Source organism: Micromonospora sp. DT81.3, from assembly GCF_049847225.1.
Taxonomy (GTDB): domain Bacteria; phylum Actinomycetota; class Actinomycetes; order Actinomycetales; family Microbacteriaceae; genus Microbacterium.
On the sequence record NZ_JBNCNY010000004.1, the window covers coordinates 361,466 to 377,266 of the forward strand.

Genomic DNA, 15,801 nt, shown 5'->3' on the forward strand with positions numbered 1-15,801 from the left:
ATGTACCGGTCCAATCGTACGATTGGATTGCCCTCATGACCCGACGCGTTCTGCAACTCCTCATCGGACTCGTGCTGTACGGCGCGGGGTGCGCGCTGACGGTCGAAGCGGGGCTCGGTGTCGACCCTTGGACCGTCTTCGCCCAGGGTGTCTCCGTGCACACCGGCATCGGCATCGGGTGGGTCACCAACATCATCGGATTCGGCGTGCTGCTGCTCTGGATACCGCTTCGGCAGAAGCCCGGGATCGGAACGATCGCCAACATCCTCATCGTCGGCACGAGCATGCAGGCGACGCTCTCCCTTGTCTCCGCCCCGAGCGGGCTCTTCCCCCAGGTGCTGGTGTTCGCGGCCGGGCTGCTCATGGTCGCCGTCGCCTCCGGGCTCTACATCGGAGCGCGGTTCGGTCCGGGTCCACGAGATGGGCTGATGACCGGAATCAAGGCGCGCTTGGGGTGGCCGATCTGGCTCGCGCGCGGAACCGTGGAGATCACCGTGCTCGCCATCGGGTGGGTCCTCGGCGGCACGGTCGGGGTCGGAACGCTCGCGTTCGCGTTCCTCATCGGCCCGCTGGTGCACGTCGCGCTGCCGCTCCTCGACACGGGAGCGCGCGCATCCGCCGCCCGAGAGGACGACGTCCGCGATACGGTCGGCTCAGGCGGCGCCACCGCGGCGGCCGGCGGAGGGGAGCTCAGTGCTCCCGGAACTCGGGCCAGGCAGAGCCGGGCTTGAGCTGGGAGAACAGCGCGTTCTTCGCGACCTCCATCGACGGGTAAGTACCCGCGGGTTCGTCGCGGCCGAGCATCCGGACCGTGTAAACGTCGTCGTCCTGCTGGATGGTTCCCACCGCGCCGGTGTCGTTGTGCGCGACCCACAAGCGGTGCGTCCTCGTGTTCGTCATGATGCACTCCTTCCGCCGTCTCGACGTTACGCCGGGCGGCGGATGGAAACTACCCCTTGACGGGGCTCCGCCCCGAACCCCCGGCTTGCTGACGCGCGCCCTTGACGGGGCTCCGCCCCGCACCCCCGGCTTGCTGACGCGTGCCCCCTTGTGGGGCTCCGCCCCATGCCCCCGGCTTGCTGACGCGCGCCCCTTGACGGGGCCCCGCCCCGCACCCCCGCGCCGGCGCGTCGCGCCCGGTAACCTGGATGATGCGACCCCCAGTAGCTCAGTGGATAGAGCAGCGGCCTTCTAATCCGCTGGTCGCAGGTTCGAATCCTGCCTGGGGGACTTCATCGGGTCGGCCTGTCGGCGCCCGTCATTAGGATGGGTCGCATGGTGGGCGCTTCCGAGAACGACCGGCTCGTGTGGATCGACTGCGAGATGACGGGACTCGATGTGGCGGTCGACGAGCTGGTCGAGATCGCCGTGGTGGTGACCGATTTCGACCTTCGTCCGCTCGATGCCGGATTCCACATCGTGATCAAGCCGGATGACAGCGCGCTGGCGAACATGAGCGAGTTCGTCACCGACATGCACCGCTCGTCGGGCCTTCTCGAAGAGATCCCACACGGCGTCAGCCTTGCCGAGGCCGAGTTCCTCGCGCTCGAGTACATCCAGCGGTTCGTGCCCGCCGAGGGCAAGGCCCCGCTGGCGGGCAACACCATCGGCACCGACCGCATGTTCCTCGCGTCCTACATGCCCCGCATCGACCGGTGGCTGCACTACCGCAACGTCGATGTGTCGAGCATCAAGGAGCTCGCCCGCCGGTGGTACCCGCGCGCCTACATCCATGCCCCGTCCAAGGACGGCGGGCACCGCGCCCTCGCCGACATCCTGGAATCGATCCGTGAGCTGGCCTACTACCGTCAGGCGGTCTTCGTCGCCCAGCCGGGGCCGACGAGCGACGGCGCGCGCGCCGCGGCGGCCTCTGCCGTGTCGGCGTTCGCCACCGAGGTGTAATACAATCGTCTGGTTGCCCGCGCATGCGAGCACACGGTGGGTATAGCTCAGTTGGTAGAGCGCGGCCTTGTGGTGGCCGATGTCGCGGGTTCGAGCCCCGTTACTCACCCCAGATGAGCGAGGTCGAGCACGCCCGATGATCGACATGGATTCTGCGACGTTCGAGGCGCTCGTGGTCGACGAGCTGGACCTCCTCCCCGATGATATGGTCGACGGCCTCGACAACATCGTCTTCGTCGTGGAGGACCGCCCGGAGGACGGCAGTCTCGACCTGCTCGGGCTTTACGACGGCCTGGCGCTGACGGAGCGGGACCGGTACGGCCAGGGAGAACTGCCCGACCGGATCATCGTGTATCGCGAGCCGCACCTCGAGGCGTGCGACAGCATCGACGACCTCCGCGACGAAGTGCACACGACCCTCGTGCACGAGATCGCCCACTTCTACGGCATCGACGATGACCGGCTGCACGAGCTGGGCTGGGCATGACCGCCGTCGATTCGGCGCCGCGGATCGACCGGGATCTCGATCTGGATGACGCGCCTGCCATTACGGGCTCGTGGCAGACGGTGGTCTGGAACGACCCGGTGAACCTGATGACGTATGTCGTGCGGGTGTTCCGCGAGTACTTCGGGTTCTCGCCCGAGAAGGCCAGGGAGCGGATGCTCGCCGTGCACAACGAGGGGCACGCGGTGGTCGCGGAGGGGCCGAGGGAGCAGATGGAACTTCACGCGCAGGCCATGCACGACTACGGGCTGTGGGCGACGGTGCGGAGGGCGGACGGATGAGCGGGCGGATGCTGATCCTGACGATCACCGGTATCGAGGCGAAGCACCTCGCAGATCTCGTGGCGCAGTTCGCCGAGCTCGTCGACGAATCCCCCACCGAGGACCTCGACCCCGCGATCGCACGGCTCGTGCCCGATGCCTACCCCGGTGACGCGGAGGCGTCCGAGGACTTCCGGCGAGCCACCCGGTCCGATCTGCTCGGACGTCGAGCTGAGGACGCTGCCCGCGTTCTCCGTGATCTCGGGGGCACTCCGGACGACGACGAGGAGATGCCGGACAACGACACGCGCCTCGTCGACATCGCCCTGGACGAGGAGGGAGTGCGGTCCTGGATGCGCACCCTCACCGCCATCCGGCTGGTGATCGCGTCGCGTCTCGGCATCGAGGATGAAGACGACCGGGACGAGGCGGATCCCCGCTTCGGCGTCTACGACTGGCTCGGCTACCGGCTCGAAGGCCTGCTGCAGGCTTCAGAGCCCTGATCCTGCGGTCCCCCGGCTCGGCGCCGAGAAGGGCTCACGGCATGGAGAAGACGTGCGTGGCGTGCAACGCCGGCTCGTCTCGCCTCAGGTGGCGCTCCTCCTGCTCGGCCCAGCGGTCCCAGTGCGGGCGGAAGGCATCGCCGTCACGGGTCAGAGCTCGGCGCTTGCGGGAGTCGGGCGGCGCCTCCAGGAGCACTCGGATATCGGCGAGGCGGGCCGTGACCGGCGTGATGATGCCCGAGCCCTCGACGATGAGCGGGAGCGACGGATCGACGGCGTGCGCCTCGGCGTACTCGTCGATGTCCCAGTCGAACCGCTGCCAGACGCCGATCAGCCCTCGCGCGTGGGGGGCGAGGATCAGATTGCGCGCGGCGACGACGCCGTCCTCGAGCCCGTCCCACCCCGGGTAGAGGGAATCGAGCGCGACGAGCTGAACCCGCCCTCGCAGCGGCCAGTCCGCCACCAGGGCACGCGCAAGGCTCGACTTGCCCGCTCCGCTGCGTCCGTCGATCAGGACGACGGGGTTGGCGGCGGACAGCCCCACGATGGCCGCGCGAAGAGAAGCGGTCGCCCGTCGGAGGGCGGTCGCGAAGGGATCGGCCTGCGTGCTGCTACTTCTTGAGGGCGCGGATGACACGGCTGAGCGCGCGTCCGGCAACCCACACGAAGGGGATCGCAACGGCGAGGAAGGACACGACGTTGGGCTCGAAGCGGAGGTCGTCGCCCCGGCGGATGTAGGCGCCGATCGGCACGGCGTATCCGCCGCCCCCGCCGCCGCCGTTGCCGGCCTCGTCAGAGCCGCCGCCGAATCCCGACCATGAGATGGCCACGGGAATGAGGCGGATGCCGTCTACGTCCTGCTGCTCGCCGTAGGCGCTGTGGACGCCGAGGGATGCGGACTGCTTGCCGAGCTCGAGTGCGATGTTGGGCATACGTCCACGCTACCCCGCGCGGCTCGTGCTGCCCAGGGTCGGAACGGGATCGTCCGCTCAATCGTCGGACGGTTCGGGTGGACGGGGGTGCGAGGGCAGGGACGCGCCACGCTCCGTGCGCCCGAGGAACGTCGCCCGCGTCACCGCGCCCTTTCCGAACCGCGCGGTCGCGTCATCCAGCGCATCGTCGATGCGACGCCACTCCGCATCGTCGTCCCACAGCCCCATCCCGCCACCCCCGGCGGGGCGCAGCTTCTCGGCGCGCACGCCGACCAGCCGCACGGCCTGATGGAGGTCGATGGAGGAGAGAAGCTCGCGGGCGGCGTCGCCGATCCGCTGACCGACGTCCGACGGCTCCGAGAGCGTCTGGGACCGGCTGATCGTCGTGAAGTCCGCGAACCGCACCTTGATGGCGACCGTGGAGGCCTCCCACCCGCCGTGGCGCAGGCGCCCGGCCACCCGATCGGCGAGCCGCAGCAGTTCGGCCCGGAGATACGCCGGATCGGCGATGTCCTCGGAGAACGTCTCCTCGTGCCCGATGCTCTTCTCGACGTGCGTCGTCGAGACGGCGCGCGCATCGATGCCGCGCACGAGGTGCCAGATGCGCTCACCCATCGCGGGCCCGAGGGCTCGGTCGAGCACATCGCGCGGCGTGTCGAGCACATCGGCGACGGTGTGGATTCCTCGTCCCTCGAGCGACTCGGCGGACTTCGGTCCGATGCCCCACAGCGCCCGCACGGGTCGTGGTCGCAGGAACTCCTCCGTGGCCGCCGCCGGGACGACCAGCAGGCCGTCGGGCTTGCAGATCGTGGACGCCATCTTCGCGACATGCTTCGTCGACGCGACCCCGACGCTGCACGTGATGCCGGTCTCGAGCTGCACCCGGCTCCGAATGGCCCTCGCGATCTCAGCCGGGCTCCCCCACAGACGCCGTGCACCCCGCACGTCGAGGAAGGCCTCGTCGATCGAGAGGGGCTCGACGAGCGGCGTGACATCGGAGAAGATCTTCATCACCTGCCTCGAGACCTCCAGGTAGCGGTCGAAGTGCGGCAGCACCACGATCGCCTGCGGACACAGCCGCAGCGCCTGCGACACCGGCATCGCCGAGCGCACCCCGAACCGACGAGCCTCGTACGAGGCGCTGGAGACGACGGAGCGCCCCTCTGGTGCGCCGACGACGATCGGCTTGCCGCGCAGCGACGGGTCATCCAGCATCTCGACCGACGCGTAGAAGGCGTCCATGTCGACGTGCAGGATGCCGGTGCCGGAGTCGTCGGCATCCGCATCCGAGACGATGCGCTCGCTGCCGTCACCCCGACCCATGGCACCATCCTCGCCGCGGCAGCCGACATCCGCCTCGCCTCCGGATGCCGGCGCTCGCGTCCGTTCTACGCTCCGTGCGCGCTTGCGCGCTCGAGCACCAGTTCGCGCACGCGGGCGGCATCCGCCTGTCCTCGCATGGCCTTCATGACGGCGCCGATGACCGCACCGGCCGCCTGCACCTTGCCGTCGCGGATCTTCGCCAGCACGTCCGGCTGCGAGGCGAGCGCCTCATCGATCGCGGCGATGAGTGCTCCGTCATCCGACACCACGGCAAGGCCCCGCGCGTCGATGACCTGCTGCGGCGTGCCTTCGCCGGCGATGACGCCGCCCAGCACCTGGCGCGCGAGCTTGTCGTTCAGCGTGCCGTCCTCGACGAGCTTCTGCACGGCCGCGACGTCGGCGGGTGAGACGAGATCGGCGACCTCTCGTCCCTCGGCGTTCGCGATGCGGGTCAGCTCGCCCGTCCACCACTTGCGAGCGGCAGCCGGGGTCGCACCTGCGGCGACCGTCGCCTCGATCTCGGCGAGCAGCCCTCCGTTCGCGACGTCCTGGAACTCCAGATCGGTGAAGCCCCAGTCGGTCTTCAGGCGGCGGCGGCGATCGGCGGGTGCTTCCGGCAGCGCCGCCCGCAGCTCGGCGATCAGCTCGGCCGACGGGACGACGGGAAGCAGGTCCGGCTCGGGGAAGTAGCGGTAGTCGTCGGCGTCCGACTTGGGACGACCGGGCGAGGTCGTGCCCGTGTCCTCGTGCCAGTGCCGCGTCTCCTGGGTGATGCTCCCGCCGTCGGCCAGGATCGCCGCCTGGCGCTGGATCTCGTACCGCACGGCACGCTCCACCGAGCGCATCGAGTTGACGTTCTTGGTCTCGGTGCGCGTGCCGAGGGGCGCCGGTGGCTCGCCATCCGCCGTCCTCGGGCGAAGCGAGACGTTGGCGTCGCAGCGCAGGTTGCCCCGTTCCATCTTCGCGTCGGAGATGCCCAGCGCGAGGACGATGTCGCGAATCGTCTGCACGTATGCCTTCGCGAGCTCGGGCGCGCGGTGCTCGGCGCCGTAGATGATCTTCGTGACGATCTCGACGAGCGGCACTCCCGCGCGGTTGTAGTCGACGAGCGAGTACTCCGCTCCCTGGATGCGGCCCGTCGAGCCGCCGACGTGGGTCAGCTTGCCCGCATCCTCTTCCATGTGCGCCCGCTCGATGGGCACCGTCACGCGCGCGCCATCCGTGAGCTCGACATCGACCGAGCCGTCGAACGCGATCGGCTCGTCGTACTGCGAGATCTGGTAGTTCTTGCCGAGGTCCGGGTAGAAGTAGTTCTTGCGGGCGAAGCGGCTGGACTCGGCGATCTGACAGCCCAGCGCCAGCCCGAGGCTGATCGAGTGCCGGATGGCCTGCTCATTGACGACCGGCAGCGAGCCGGGGAGGCCGAGGCACACCGGCGAGAGGTTGGTGTTGGGTTCGGCGCCGAAGTTGTTCGGAGCCGAGGAGAACATCTTCGTCTTGGTGTTGAGCTCGACGTGCACCTCGAAGCCGAGCACCGGCTCGAACAGCTCGATGGCCTTGTCGTAGTCCATCAGCTTCGCCTTGGCCATCAGGCCTTCCCTTCCATCGGTCCCTGAGCCTGCCGAAGGGTCGTTGCGCGGGCTGCCGGCAGGAGGGGCGCCCGGTCGAGCAGCGGGCCTCCCCATTCGTCCACGAGGAGCGCTTCGAGCGCGGCGCCCACCCGGTAGAGGCGGGCGTCCTCGCGGGCGGGTGCCAGGAACTGGATGCCGACCGGCAGGCCGTCCTCGGATGCCAGGCCCGACGGGATCGAGATGCCCGGCACGCCCGCGAGGTTCGCCGGAATCGTCGTCACGTCGTTCAGGTACATCTGCATCGGGTCATCGATCTTCTCGCCGAGCTTGAAGGCGGTCGTCGGGGCGGAGGGCGTCGCGAGCACATCCACCTTCTGGAACGCGCTGTCGAAGTCGCGCTGGATGAGCGTGCGCACCTTCTGCGCGCTGCCGTAGTACGCGTCGTAGTACCCGGCGCTCAGCGCATAGGTGCCGAGGATGATGCGGCGCTTGACCTCGTCGCCGAAACCGGCGTCACGCGTCGCCGCCATGACCTCCTCGACCGTCGCCGCGGCGTGCGGGGTGACGCGCATGCCGAAGCGCACCGAGTCGAACTTCGCCAGGTTGCTGGATGCCTCGGCCGGGAGGATCAGGTAGTAGGCGGCGACCCCGTACTCGAAGTGCGGAGCGCTGATCTCGACGATCTCGGCGCCGTGCGCCTCCATCTTGGCGAGGGCCTCCCGGAACGATGCGGAGACGCCCGGCTGAAACCCCTCGTCGGGAAGCTCGGAGATCACTCCGACCCGCAGTCCCCGGAGCACATCGCCGCGCGCGCCATCGCGGGCGGCCTCGGCGAAGGACGGCCACTGGTCGAGGAGCGACGTCGAGTCGAACGGGTCGTGCCCGCCGATGACGTCGTGCAGCAGCCCCGCGTCGAGGACGGTGCGCGTGACGGGACCGACCTGGTCGAGGCTCGATGCCAGCGCGATCGCGCCGTAGCGGCTCACGCCGCCGTACGTCGGCTTGAGGCCCACCGTGCCCGTGACGTGGGCGGGCTGGCGGATGGAGCCGCCGGTGTCGCTGCCGAGGGCGAGCGGGGCTTCGAAGGCGGCGACGGCCGCGGCCGAACCGCCGCCGGAGCCACCGGGGATGCGGTCGAGATCCCAGGGGTTGTGCGTCGGTCCGTAGGCGGAGTGCTCGGTCGAGGATCCCATGGCGAACTCGTCCATGTTGGTCTTGCCGAGGGGAACGAGACCCGCGGCGCGCGCCCGCGCGACGACGGTCGCATCGAACGGGGACATATACCCCTCGAGGATGCGCGAGCCGCTCGTGGAGGGCATGTCGGTCGTGACGAGGACGTCCTTGATGGCGAGCGGGACACCGGCGAGGGGGCCGAGCTGATCACCGTTCGTGCGGCGGCTGTCGATCTCGGCAGCGACATCGAGCGCCCGTTCGCTGATGTGCAGGAAGGCGTGGATGTCGCCGTCCACGGCCTGTATCCGATCGAGGTGGGCGCGCGTGGCTTCGACGCTCGAGACCTCGCCGGAGGCGAGCTTCGACGCCAGGTCGGCGGCGCTCAGGCGCACCAGGTCGGTCGCCGCTTCGAGCCCGGTCACTGCTCCTCCCCCAGGATCGCCGTCACACGGAAGCGCCCGTCGGCCGCATCCGGTGCGTTCCGCAGCGCCTGCTCGAGCGTGAGAGTCTGACCAGGCTCGTCCGGCCGGAAGACGTTCTGCAGCGGGATCGGGTGGCTCGTCGCGGGCACGTCGGGGGTGGCCACTCGGGACACCTTGGCGATGTTGTCCACGATGACGTCGAGCTGCCCGGTGAGGCGCTCCACCTCCTCGTCGCTCAGCTGGATCCTGGCGAGCACGCCGAGATGGCGCACGAGATCGGGTGTTATTTCAGACACTCCCCTATCCTACGAGCGCGCCTCCGCGCCCGCGGACCGTCGACCCACCGGGGAGAGCCTCCCCGTTCTAGGCTGAGCGGGTGACGACGTACGACCCTCCTCGCCCCTGGACCGCCAGCTACGCAGAAGGGGTCCCGGAAGACCTGCCGGTCGTCACGGGCAGTCTCGTCGACATCGTCCAGCGTTCCGCGCGCGAGTTCCCCGACGCGGTGGCGCTCGAGTTCTTCGGTCGCGAGACGACCTACCGCGCGCTGAACGAGCAGATCGAGCGCGCCGCCGCGGGTCTCAGGGAGCTCGGTGTGGGCGCGGGAGATCCCGTCGCCATCGTTCTGCCGAACTGCCCGCAGCACATCGTCGCGTTCTACGCGGTGCTGCGACTCGGCGCGGTCGTCGTCGAGCACAACCCGCTGTACACCCCGCGTGAGCTGCGGAAGCAGTTCGAGGACCACGGGGCCAAGACGGCCATCGTCTGGAGCAAGATCGTCGAGGTCGTGCAGCAGTTCCCGGATGACCTCGGAGTGCCCGGGCTCGTGAGCGTGGATGTCACCCGGGCGATGCCCTTCAAGACGCGCGCCATGCTGCGCCTGCCGATCGCCAAGGCCCGCGAGGCACGCGACGCCCTGCACGCCGAGGTTCGCGGCACCGTCGAGTGGGAACGCCTCACCGCCTCTCCTCCTCTCCCCGGTTCGCATCCGGTGCCCGGCACGGACGACCTCGCCATCATCCAGTACACGAGCGGAACGACCGGCACCCCGAAGGGCGCATCGCTGACCCACCGGAATCTCCTGTCGAACGCCGCCCAAGCACGGGCATGGGTGCCGAGCATCACTCGCGGCCCCGGATGCGTCGTGTACGCGGTGCTGCCGATGTTCCACGCCTACGGACTCACCCTCTGCCTGACCTTCGCGATGAGCATGGGAGCCCGTCTGGTGCTGTTCCCCCGCTTCGACCCCGACATGGTGCTCGCGGTCATGAAGAAGCGACCGGCGACCTTCCTGCCGCTGGTGCCCCCGATCGCCGACCGCCTGCTCAAGGCCGCCCGCGAAGCGGGTGTTTCGCTGCGCGGAACCGAGGTCGCCATCTCCGGCGCGATGGCCCTCCCGCACGAGCTGGTGGTGCCGTTCGAGGCGGCTTCGGGCGGCTACCTCGTCGAGGGCTACGGGCTCTCGGAGTGCTCGCCGGTGCTGATGGCCAACCCTGTCGCGCACAACCGGGTTCCCGGCACGGTGGGTCTTGCCCTGCCCGGCACGGAGCTGCGGGTGGTGGATCCCGACGATCCGTCGAAGGATGTCGCTCCGGGCGAGCGCGGCGAGCTCGTCGTGCGGGGACCGCAGGTGTTCGGCGGCTACTACGGCAAGCCGGAGGAGACCGAGAAGGTCTTCGTCGACGGCTGGTTCCGCACCGGCGACATCGTGACGGTCGACGACGGCGGCTTCGTGCGCATCGTCGACCGGATCAAGGAGCTCATCATCACCGGCGGGTTCAACGTGGCCCCTACCGAAGTCGAGATCGCGCTCCGCCAGCATCCCCGTGTCGAAGACGCCGCGGTCGTGGGGCTCCCGAGCGAGCACTCCGGCGAGGAGGTCGTCGCCGCCGTCGTGGTGTCGCCCGGCGACGAGATCGATGTGCAGGCGATCCGCGAGTTCGCCCGCGGCATCCTGACGCCCTACAAAGTTCCCCGCCGCATCTTCGTGGTGGACGAGCTGCCCAAGTCGCTGATCGGCAAGGTTCTGCGGCGACAGGTGCGGGAGTCGCTGCTCAGCCTGACGACGGGCGGCTGAGGGCCGGCTGCGCCGTGCCCTGACCCGCTACGACTCCAGGCCGTCGCGGGCGACGGCGATGGCGTAGGGATGCAGCGTGGCGGCCATGACTCCGCCGGCCACGGCCGGATCCGAATCCATGATCGCGCGAGCCGTGTCTTCGTCGGGCGCCTCGAAGATCGTGATTCCGAAGGTGCCCTCGGTCTCCTGCGTGCGCCCGGCGAGGACGAGGTCGCCGCGCTCTTTGAGGTCCAAGAGGTACTGGAAGTGGGCGGAGACGACCGCGATCTCGTCATCCGTCGGTTCCGCGACCATCCCGGGCCGGGTCGGCACGATGCGGTAGAGCCAGTGAGCCATGTGCTCGATCATGCCTCCGCTGTGGACAGCCCGTCCAGCGCGGCGGGACCCTGCGTGACGAGGACATGGAACTGCGCGGCGTCGATGATGCGCACACCGAGCTCTTCGGCCTTGCCCAGCTTCGAGCCGGCTCCCGGCCCCGCCGCCACGAAATCCGTCTTCTTGGACACGCTCGACGCGGCCTTTCCGCCCGCCTGAAGGATCGCCTGCTGTGCGCCCTCGCGTGAGTAGCCCTCCAGCGAGCCGGTGGCGACCACCGTCAGCCCTGCGAGCACGCCGCCCGCGTCCGATGCGGCGCCGGGACCTGGGTGCCCCGGGGTGCTCAGCTGCGCTCCCGCCGCTGTCCACCGATCGACGATCTCGCGATGCCAGTCCACCTCGAACCAGTCGGTCAGGGCGTCGGCGATGATGGGGCCGACTCCTTCCACTGAAGCCAGCTCATCGCGCGAGGCTGCGCGAATGGCATCCATCGAGCCGAACCACTGCGCCAGCGCGCGCGCGGCGACGGGGCCGACGTGGCGGATGGACAACCCGACCAGGAATCTCCAGAGCTCCTTCGTCTTCGCGACCTCCAGGTTGGCCAGCAGCTCGAGCGCGGACTTGGACAGCACGAAGCGCGCGTCGCCGTCGAAGGGGCCGTCAGGGTCGAACGGCTCGGTCTTCCTGCGTTGCCGGCGGAACGGCGAACGGGTGTCCGGCGTGCCGTCCTCCAGCAGTCGGGGCAGTCCGGTCTCGGCGTCGCGTACGACGACATCGATGGGAAAGAGGTCCTGCGGTGTGAGCTCGAACAGCCCCGCCTCGGTCTCGAGAGGGGGGCGTTCCGGCCGCACCGGCTGAGTGAGCGCCGCCGCCGAGACCTCACCGAGGCCCTCGATGTCGAGCGCACCGCGCGACCCCACGTGCTCGACGCGGCCGCGCACCTGTGCCGGGCAGGACCGGGCGTTGGGACACCGGAGGTCGATGTCCCCTTCCTTGGCCGGCGCCAGCGGCGACCCGCACTCGGGGCAGTCCGTCGGCATGACGAACGGATGCTCCGACCCGTCGCGCAGCTCGACCACCGGGCCGAGGACCTCGGGAATGACGTCTCCCGCCTTTCGCAGCACGACGGTGTCACCGATGAGCACGCCCTTCGCCTTCACCACGTCCTGGTTGTGCAGCGTCGCCTGGCGCACCACCGACCCGGCCACCTTGGTGGGCTCCATCACGGCGAAGGGCGTCGCGCGCCCCGTGCGCCCGACGGAGACCACGATGTCGAGCAGTTTCGTGTTGACCTGTTCCGGAGGGTACTTGTACGCAATCGCCCACCGCGGCGCTCGGCTGGTGGCGCCGAGCTCATCGTGCAGCGCCAATTCGTCGACCTTGACGACGATCCCGTCGATCTCGTGCTCGACGGAATGCCGGTGCTCGCCGTAGTGCCGGATGAATTCGTCGGCGCCCTGCCCGGAATCGACCACCTTGTAATACCTGCTCGTCGGCAGACCCCACGACGCGAGCAGTTCGTACACCTCGCTCTGCGCCGCCACCGGCGGATCCGGCCACGCGCCGATGCCGTGCACGGTCATCCGAAGCCGCGAGACCCGCTGTCTCATGGCCTCGAGCTGGCGCTCGTTCTTGCCTTCGGTCTTCTGCCTGAGCGAGCCGCTGGCAGCGTTCCGCGGGTTGGCGAAGAGACGGTCGCCCACCGACTCCTGAAAGGCGTTGAGGGACTCGAAGTCGGCCGTGGTGAAGAACACCTCGCCTCGTACCTCGACGAGGTCGGGGTGCCCGGTGCCGGCGAGTCGCTGCGGTATCCCGGCGATCTGCCGCACGTTGTCGGTCACATCCTCGCCGACCCGGCCGTCTCCCCTGGTGGCGGCGGTGGTCAGCCGGCCCCGCTCGTAGCGGAGGGAGAGCGCCAGGCCGTCGATCTTCAGTTCGCACAGGTAGTGCACCCGCCGGCCGGCGTCGCGCTCCACCTTCGCGGCCCACGCGAGGAACTCCTCGTCGCTGAACACGTTGTCAAGGCTCAGCATCCGCTCGGCGTGCGCCACGGGCGCGAAGAGGGTGCCGGATGCCCCGCCGACGCTCAGGGTGGGCGAATCCTGGCCCTGCAGCTCGGGGTAGAGGCGCTCGATCGCCTCGAGCCGATGCATCCACTCGTCATAGGTGGCGTCGTCCACCACGACGGTGTCGCGCCCGTAGTACGCATCCCGCGCATCGAGGATTTTCGCCGTCAGGGCCTGCGCATCGGCACGGGCCTCATCGAGGGTCAGGTCAGGGAGTTCGGATGCATCGCCTACTGCCACTCCGTCAGTCTAGGAGCCGCCTCCGACACCCGCCGGAAGTCAGGTTGGGGCGTGCGCCAGCGAGCCGGGGTTTGGGGCGGAGCCCCGATCAGGGCGTGCGCCAGCGAGCCGGGGGTTTGGGGCGGAGCCCCGATCAGGGCGTGCGCCAGCGAGCCGGGGGTTTGGGGCGGAGCCCCGATCAAACGAGTACTGCCGACACCGTGGTGTCGATCGTGAACTGGCCGAGCACACGGGTGCCGTCGTAGAGCACGGCGGTCTGACCAGGTGCCACGCCGTCAAGCGGACTGTCCGGGGTCACGCGCAGCAGGTCGTCGCCGAGGTCGGCGCGCGCGGGCACAGGGTCGGCGTGGGCGCGGATCTGCACGTGACAGGCGAAGGCGCTCGCCGCCGGCGCGCTGCCGGCCCACGAGAACCGCGTCCCGGAGATCTCGGCGATCGCGAGCGCCTCCTTGGGCCCCACCACGACCGTGTTGGAGACCGGCCGCACCTCGAGCACGAACCTCGGCTTGCCGTCGGCGGCCGGGACCCCGAGCGAGAGTCCCCGGCGCTGCCCGACCGTGAAGGCGTGCGCGCCTTCGTGGGAGCCCACGACGGCGCCCGCCCGATCGACGATCTCCCCGGTCGCCGTGCCGACCTTCTCGGCCAGCCAGCCGCGGGTGTCGCCGTCGGGGATGAAGCAGATGTCGTGGCTGTCCGGCTTCTGCGCGACGGTGAGACCGCGATCGGCCGCCTCGGCGCGAACGAGCGCCTTGGACGGGGTCGATCCCAGCGGGAAGTAGGTGTGGGCGAGCTGCTCCGCGGTCAGCACCCCGAGCACGTAGGACTGGTCCTTCGCGGCATCCGACGCCCTGTGCAGCTCGAGTCCGTCGGGGCCGTCGAGAAGCGTCGCGTAGTGGCCGGTGCAGACCGCGTCGAACCCGAGCTCGATCGCGCGCTCCAGGAGAGCCGCGAACTTGATCTTCTCGTTGCAGCGCATACACGGATTCGGGGTCCGTCCGGCGCGGTACTCGGCGATGAAGTCCTCGATGACGTCGTCGCGGAAGCGCTCCGAGAAGTCCCACACATAGAAAGGGATGCCGAGGCGATCGGCCGCGCGCCGGGCATCCATCGCGTCCTCGATCGTGCAGCATCCGCGGCTGCCCGTTCTCAGGGTGCCCCCGGCGCGGGAGAGCGCGAGATGGACCCCGACGACATCGTGCCCGGCGTCGACGGCGCGCGCCGCAGCCACCGCGGAGTCGACTCCGCCGCTCATGGCCGCCAGGATGCGCATCGTTCCAGTGTACGAGGCCCTTGCTGGGCGGATCCCGGCGACCACCGCCTCAGGATCGTCCGGATGCCCGCGCGTACGCTTCCGGGATCGCGGCGACCACGGCATCCACATCGCTCGGCTGCGAAGTGCGGCCGAGTGTGAACCGCAGCACCGAGCGCGCGTCCGCTTGGGCACGCCCCATCGCCAGCACCACGTGCGAGGGTTCCGGCACGCCGGCCTGGCACGCGGAGCCCGTCGAGACGGCGATGCCCGCACGATCGAGCAGGAACAGCAGAGACTCCCCCGCCGCGCCGGGGAAGAGGATGTGGGCGTTGCCGGCCAGGCGATGCACCGGGTCGCCCAGGAGTTCGGCTTCGGGAACGGCGGCGCGGATGCCGCGCACGAGCTCGTCGCGCAACGCAGCGAGCCGCTGCGCTTCCGCCTCCCGCTCGTTCTCGGCCAGCTCCGCCGCCACGGCGAACGCAGCCGCGCCCGCGACGTCCTGTGTGCCGGCTCGCAGGGAGCGCTGCTGGCCGCCGCCGTGCAGGAGGGCGGTCACGGCGGCGGTGCGCGAGACCACGAGGGCCCCGACGCCGACAGGCCCGCCGACCTTGTGGGCGGACACGCTCAGGGCGACGAGGCCGGACGCGGGGGCGGCATCCGCCCGCAGCGAGGAGAACCGCACCGGGACGTGCCCGAACGCGGCGACGGCATCCAGGTGCAGCGGGACGGCGGCCCCCGCCGCAGCGGCCGCCAGCTCCGTCGAGTCGTTGATGGTCCCCGACTCGTTGCCTGCCATCAGGGCCGTGCCGAATGCGACGCCGGGCGAGCGCAGCGCCTCTTCGAAGGCACCCGGGTCGATGCGGCCGGAAGCGTCGAGCCCCACACCTACGATGCGGGCGCCCTCGTGCACACGGAGCCACTCGACCGTGTCGAGGGTGGCGTGGTGCTCGCCGTCGGGCAGCACGACGGCGTCGCGCGCTGCCCTCGCCCACCACAGGCCCTTCAGCGCGAGGTTGATCGATTCCGTGCCGCCCGAGGTGAGGACAAGCTCGATGGGGTCGCAGTGCAGGACCGCCGCGATGCGCTCACGGGACTCCTCGAGGAGCCGCCGGGCCGTCTGTCCCCCGCCGTGGATGGACGAGGCGTTGCCGACGGTCCCGGATGCCTCCAGCCAGGCGTCGCGGGCCTCGGTGCGGAGCGGCGTTGTGGCGGCGTGGTCCAGATACACCTGCATGCCACCATCCCCCCGTCGCCGCAAGG

At 70.0% G+C, this 15,801-nt stretch carries 16 protein-coding genes, 2 tRNA genes and 1 pseudogene; 8 read left to right on the plus strand and 11 right to left on the minus strand.

Going from position 1 to position 15,801, the window contains the following annotated elements; translation table 11 throughout:
* Positions 1 to 35: 35 nt before the first annotated feature.
* A complete protein-coding gene (locus tag ACPW96_RS11945) occupies positions 36 to 731 on the plus strand; it encodes a YczE/YyaS/YitT family protein (RefSeq protein WP_425883321.1) in 696 nt (231 codons plus the stop codon).
* Here the strand turns inward: ACPW96_RS11945 and ACPW96_RS11950 are convergent.
* Complete coding sequence (locus ACPW96_RS11950) at positions 691 to 900, minus strand: methyltransferase (protein ID WP_425820446.1); 210 nt, start codon at positions 898 to 900, stop codon at positions 691 to 693. The two genes, ACPW96_RS11945 and ACPW96_RS11950, sit on opposite strands and share 41 nt — an antisense overlap.
* Positions 901 to 1,157: 257 nt before the next feature.
* On the opposite strand from ACPW96_RS11950, the gene ACPW96_RS11955 reads away from it, so the two are divergent.
* From ACPW96_RS11955 to ACPW96_RS11980, 6 genes are all read left to right on the plus strand, one after another.
* Positions 1,158 to 1,230, plus strand: a tRNA-Arg gene (locus ACPW96_RS11955).
* Positions 1,231 to 1,275: 45 nt separating this feature from the next.
* Positions 1,276 to 1,902, plus strand: coding sequence for an oligoribonuclease (gene orn / locus ACPW96_RS11960; protein ID WP_425883322.1), 627 nt, complete (start codon positions 1,276 to 1,278; stop codon positions 1,900 to 1,902).
* 36 nt (positions 1,903 to 1,938) lie between these two features.
* Positions 1,939 to 2,014 (plus strand) — tRNA-His (locus ACPW96_RS11965).
* A gap of 24 nt (positions 2,015 to 2,038) precedes the next feature.
* Entirely contained in the window at positions 2,039 to 2,389 is a 351-nt protein-coding gene (locus tag ACPW96_RS11970) for a metallopeptidase family protein (RefSeq protein WP_425883324.1), read from the plus strand.
* A complete protein-coding gene (gene clpS, locus ACPW96_RS11975) occupies positions 2,386 to 2,688 on the plus strand; it encodes an ATP-dependent Clp protease adapter ClpS (RefSeq protein ID WP_425883325.1) in 303 nt (100 codons plus the stop codon). The genes ACPW96_RS11970 and clpS overlap by 4 nt, the downstream gene beginning before the upstream one ends.
* On the plus strand, positions 2,685 to 3,170 hold the full coding sequence (locus tag ACPW96_RS11980) for a DUF2017 family protein (protein WP_425883327.1): 486 nt from the start codon (positions 2,685 to 2,687) through the stop codon (positions 3,168 to 3,170). The genes clpS and ACPW96_RS11980 overlap by 4 nt, the downstream gene beginning before the upstream one ends.
* A gap of 34 nt (positions 3,171 to 3,204) precedes the next feature.
* Here ACPW96_RS11980 and ACPW96_RS11985 read toward each other — a convergent pair whose 3' ends face one another.
* From ACPW96_RS11985 to gatC, 6 genes and pseudogenes are all read right to left on the minus strand, one after another.
* Positions 3,205 to 3,714, minus strand: a complete 510-nt coding sequence (locus tag ACPW96_RS11985) for a hypothetical protein (RefSeq protein ID WP_425820441.1) — start codon at positions 3,712 to 3,714, stop codon at positions 3,205 to 3,207.
* A gap of 67 nt (positions 3,715 to 3,781) precedes the next feature.
* Positions 3,782 to 4,102, minus strand: coding sequence for a hypothetical protein (locus tag ACPW96_RS11990; protein WP_425820440.1), 321 nt, complete (start codon positions 4,100 to 4,102; stop codon positions 3,782 to 3,784).
* A 57-nt stretch (positions 4,103 to 4,159) separates the two neighbouring features.
* A complete protein-coding gene (gene dinB, locus ACPW96_RS11995) occupies positions 4,160 to 5,425 on the minus strand; it encodes a DNA polymerase IV (RefSeq protein ID WP_425883328.1) in 1,266 nt (421 codons plus the stop codon).
* 65 nt (positions 5,426 to 5,490) lie between these two features.
* Positions 5,491 to 7,014 carry an Asp-tRNA(Asn)/Glu-tRNA(Gln) amidotransferase subunit GatB gene (gene gatB / locus ACPW96_RS12000; protein ID WP_425883330.1) on the minus strand — a complete coding sequence of 508 codons (1,524 nt, stop codon included), beginning with the start codon at positions 7,012 to 7,014 and terminating at the stop codon, positions 5,491 to 5,493.
* A gap of 110 nt (positions 7,015 to 7,124) precedes the next feature.
* Positions 7,125 to 8,591: pseudogene (gene gatA, locus ACPW96_RS12005) on the minus strand (Asp-tRNA(Asn)/Glu-tRNA(Gln) amidotransferase subunit GatA); the annotation flags it as partial.
* Positions 8,588 to 8,887, minus strand: a complete 300-nt coding sequence (gatC, locus tag ACPW96_RS12010) for an Asp-tRNA(Asn)/Glu-tRNA(Gln) amidotransferase subunit GatC (protein WP_425820436.1) — start codon at positions 8,885 to 8,887, stop codon at positions 8,588 to 8,590. The pseudogene gatA and the gene gatC, both read right to left, overlap by 4 nt.
* A gap of 80 nt (positions 8,888 to 8,967) precedes the next feature.
* Between gatC and ACPW96_RS12015 the strand changes: the two genes are divergently transcribed.
* A complete protein-coding gene (locus tag ACPW96_RS12015) occupies positions 8,968 to 10,668 on the plus strand; it encodes a long-chain-fatty-acid--CoA ligase (protein WP_425820435.1) in 1,701 nt (566 codons plus the stop codon).
* Positions 10,669 to 10,695: 27 nt separating this feature from the next.
* Here ACPW96_RS12015 and ACPW96_RS12020 read toward each other — a convergent pair whose 3' ends face one another.
* From ACPW96_RS12020 to ACPW96_RS12035, 4 genes are all read right to left on the minus strand, one after another.
* A complete protein-coding gene (locus ACPW96_RS12020; RefSeq protein WP_425820434.1) occupies positions 10,696 to 11,004 on the minus strand; it encodes a YciI family protein in 309 nt (102 codons plus the stop codon).
* 8 nt (positions 11,005 to 11,012) lie between these two features.
* Entirely contained in the window at positions 11,013 to 13,289 is a 2,277-nt protein-coding gene (gene ligA, locus ACPW96_RS12025) for an NAD-dependent DNA ligase LigA (RefSeq protein ID WP_425883332.1), read from the minus strand.
* 178 nt (positions 13,290 to 13,467) lie between these two features.
* A complete protein-coding gene (gene mnmA / locus ACPW96_RS12030; protein ID WP_425820432.1) occupies positions 13,468 to 14,559 on the minus strand; it encodes a tRNA 2-thiouridine(34) synthase MnmA in 1,092 nt (363 codons plus the stop codon).
* 49 nt (positions 14,560 to 14,608) lie between these two features.
* Positions 14,609 to 15,775: a cysteine desulfurase family protein gene (locus ACPW96_RS12035; protein WP_425883334.1), complete on the minus strand. Its 1,167-nt coding sequence runs from the start codon at positions 15,773 to 15,775 to the stop codon at positions 14,609 to 14,611.
* Positions 15,776 to 15,801 lie beyond the last annotated feature (26 nt).

Coding starts and splice junctions, on each gene's coding strand:
- ACPW96_RS11980 (WP_425883327.1), top strand. CDS start 2,685: ATGAGCGGGCGGATGCTGATCCTGACGATCACCGGTATCGAGGCGAAG.
- gatB (WP_425883330.1), bottom strand. CDS start 7,014: ATGGCCAAGGCGAAGCTGATGGACTACGACAAGGCCATCGAGCTGTTC.
- ACPW96_RS11990 (WP_425820440.1), bottom strand. CDS start 4,102: ATGCCCAACATCGCACTCGAGCTCGGCAAGCAGTCCGCATCCCTCGGC.
- ACPW96_RS11970 (WP_425883324.1), top strand. CDS start 2,039: ATGATCGACATGGATTCTGCGACGTTCGAGGCGCTCGTGGTCGACGAG.
- orn (WP_425883322.1), top strand. CDS start 1,276: ATGGTGGGCGCTTCCGAGAACGACCGGCTCGTGTGGATCGACTGCGAG.
- ACPW96_RS11945 (WP_425883321.1), top strand. CDS start 36: ATGACCCGACGCGTTCTGCAACTCCTCATCGGACTCGTGCTGTACGGC.
- clpS (WP_425883325.1), top strand. CDS start 2,386: ATGACCGCCGTCGATTCGGCGCCGCGGATCGACCGGGATCTCGATCTG.
- ACPW96_RS11950 (WP_425820446.1), bottom strand. CDS start 900: ATGACGAACACGAGGACGCACCGCTTGTGGGTCGCGCACAACGACACC.
- ACPW96_RS12020 (WP_425820434.1), bottom strand. CDS start 11,004: ATGGCTCACTGGCTCTACCGCATCGTGCCGACCCGGCCCGGGATGGTC.
- dinB (WP_425883328.1), bottom strand. CDS start 5,425: ATGGGTCGGGGTGACGGCAGCGAGCGCATCGTCTCGGATGCGGATGCC.
- ACPW96_RS12035 (WP_425883334.1), bottom strand. CDS start 15,775: ATGCAGGTGTATCTGGACCACGCCGCCACAACGCCGCTCCGCACCGAG.
- mnmA (WP_425820432.1), bottom strand. CDS start 14,559: ATGCGCATCCTGGCGGCCATGAGCGGCGGAGTCGACTCCGCGGTGGCT.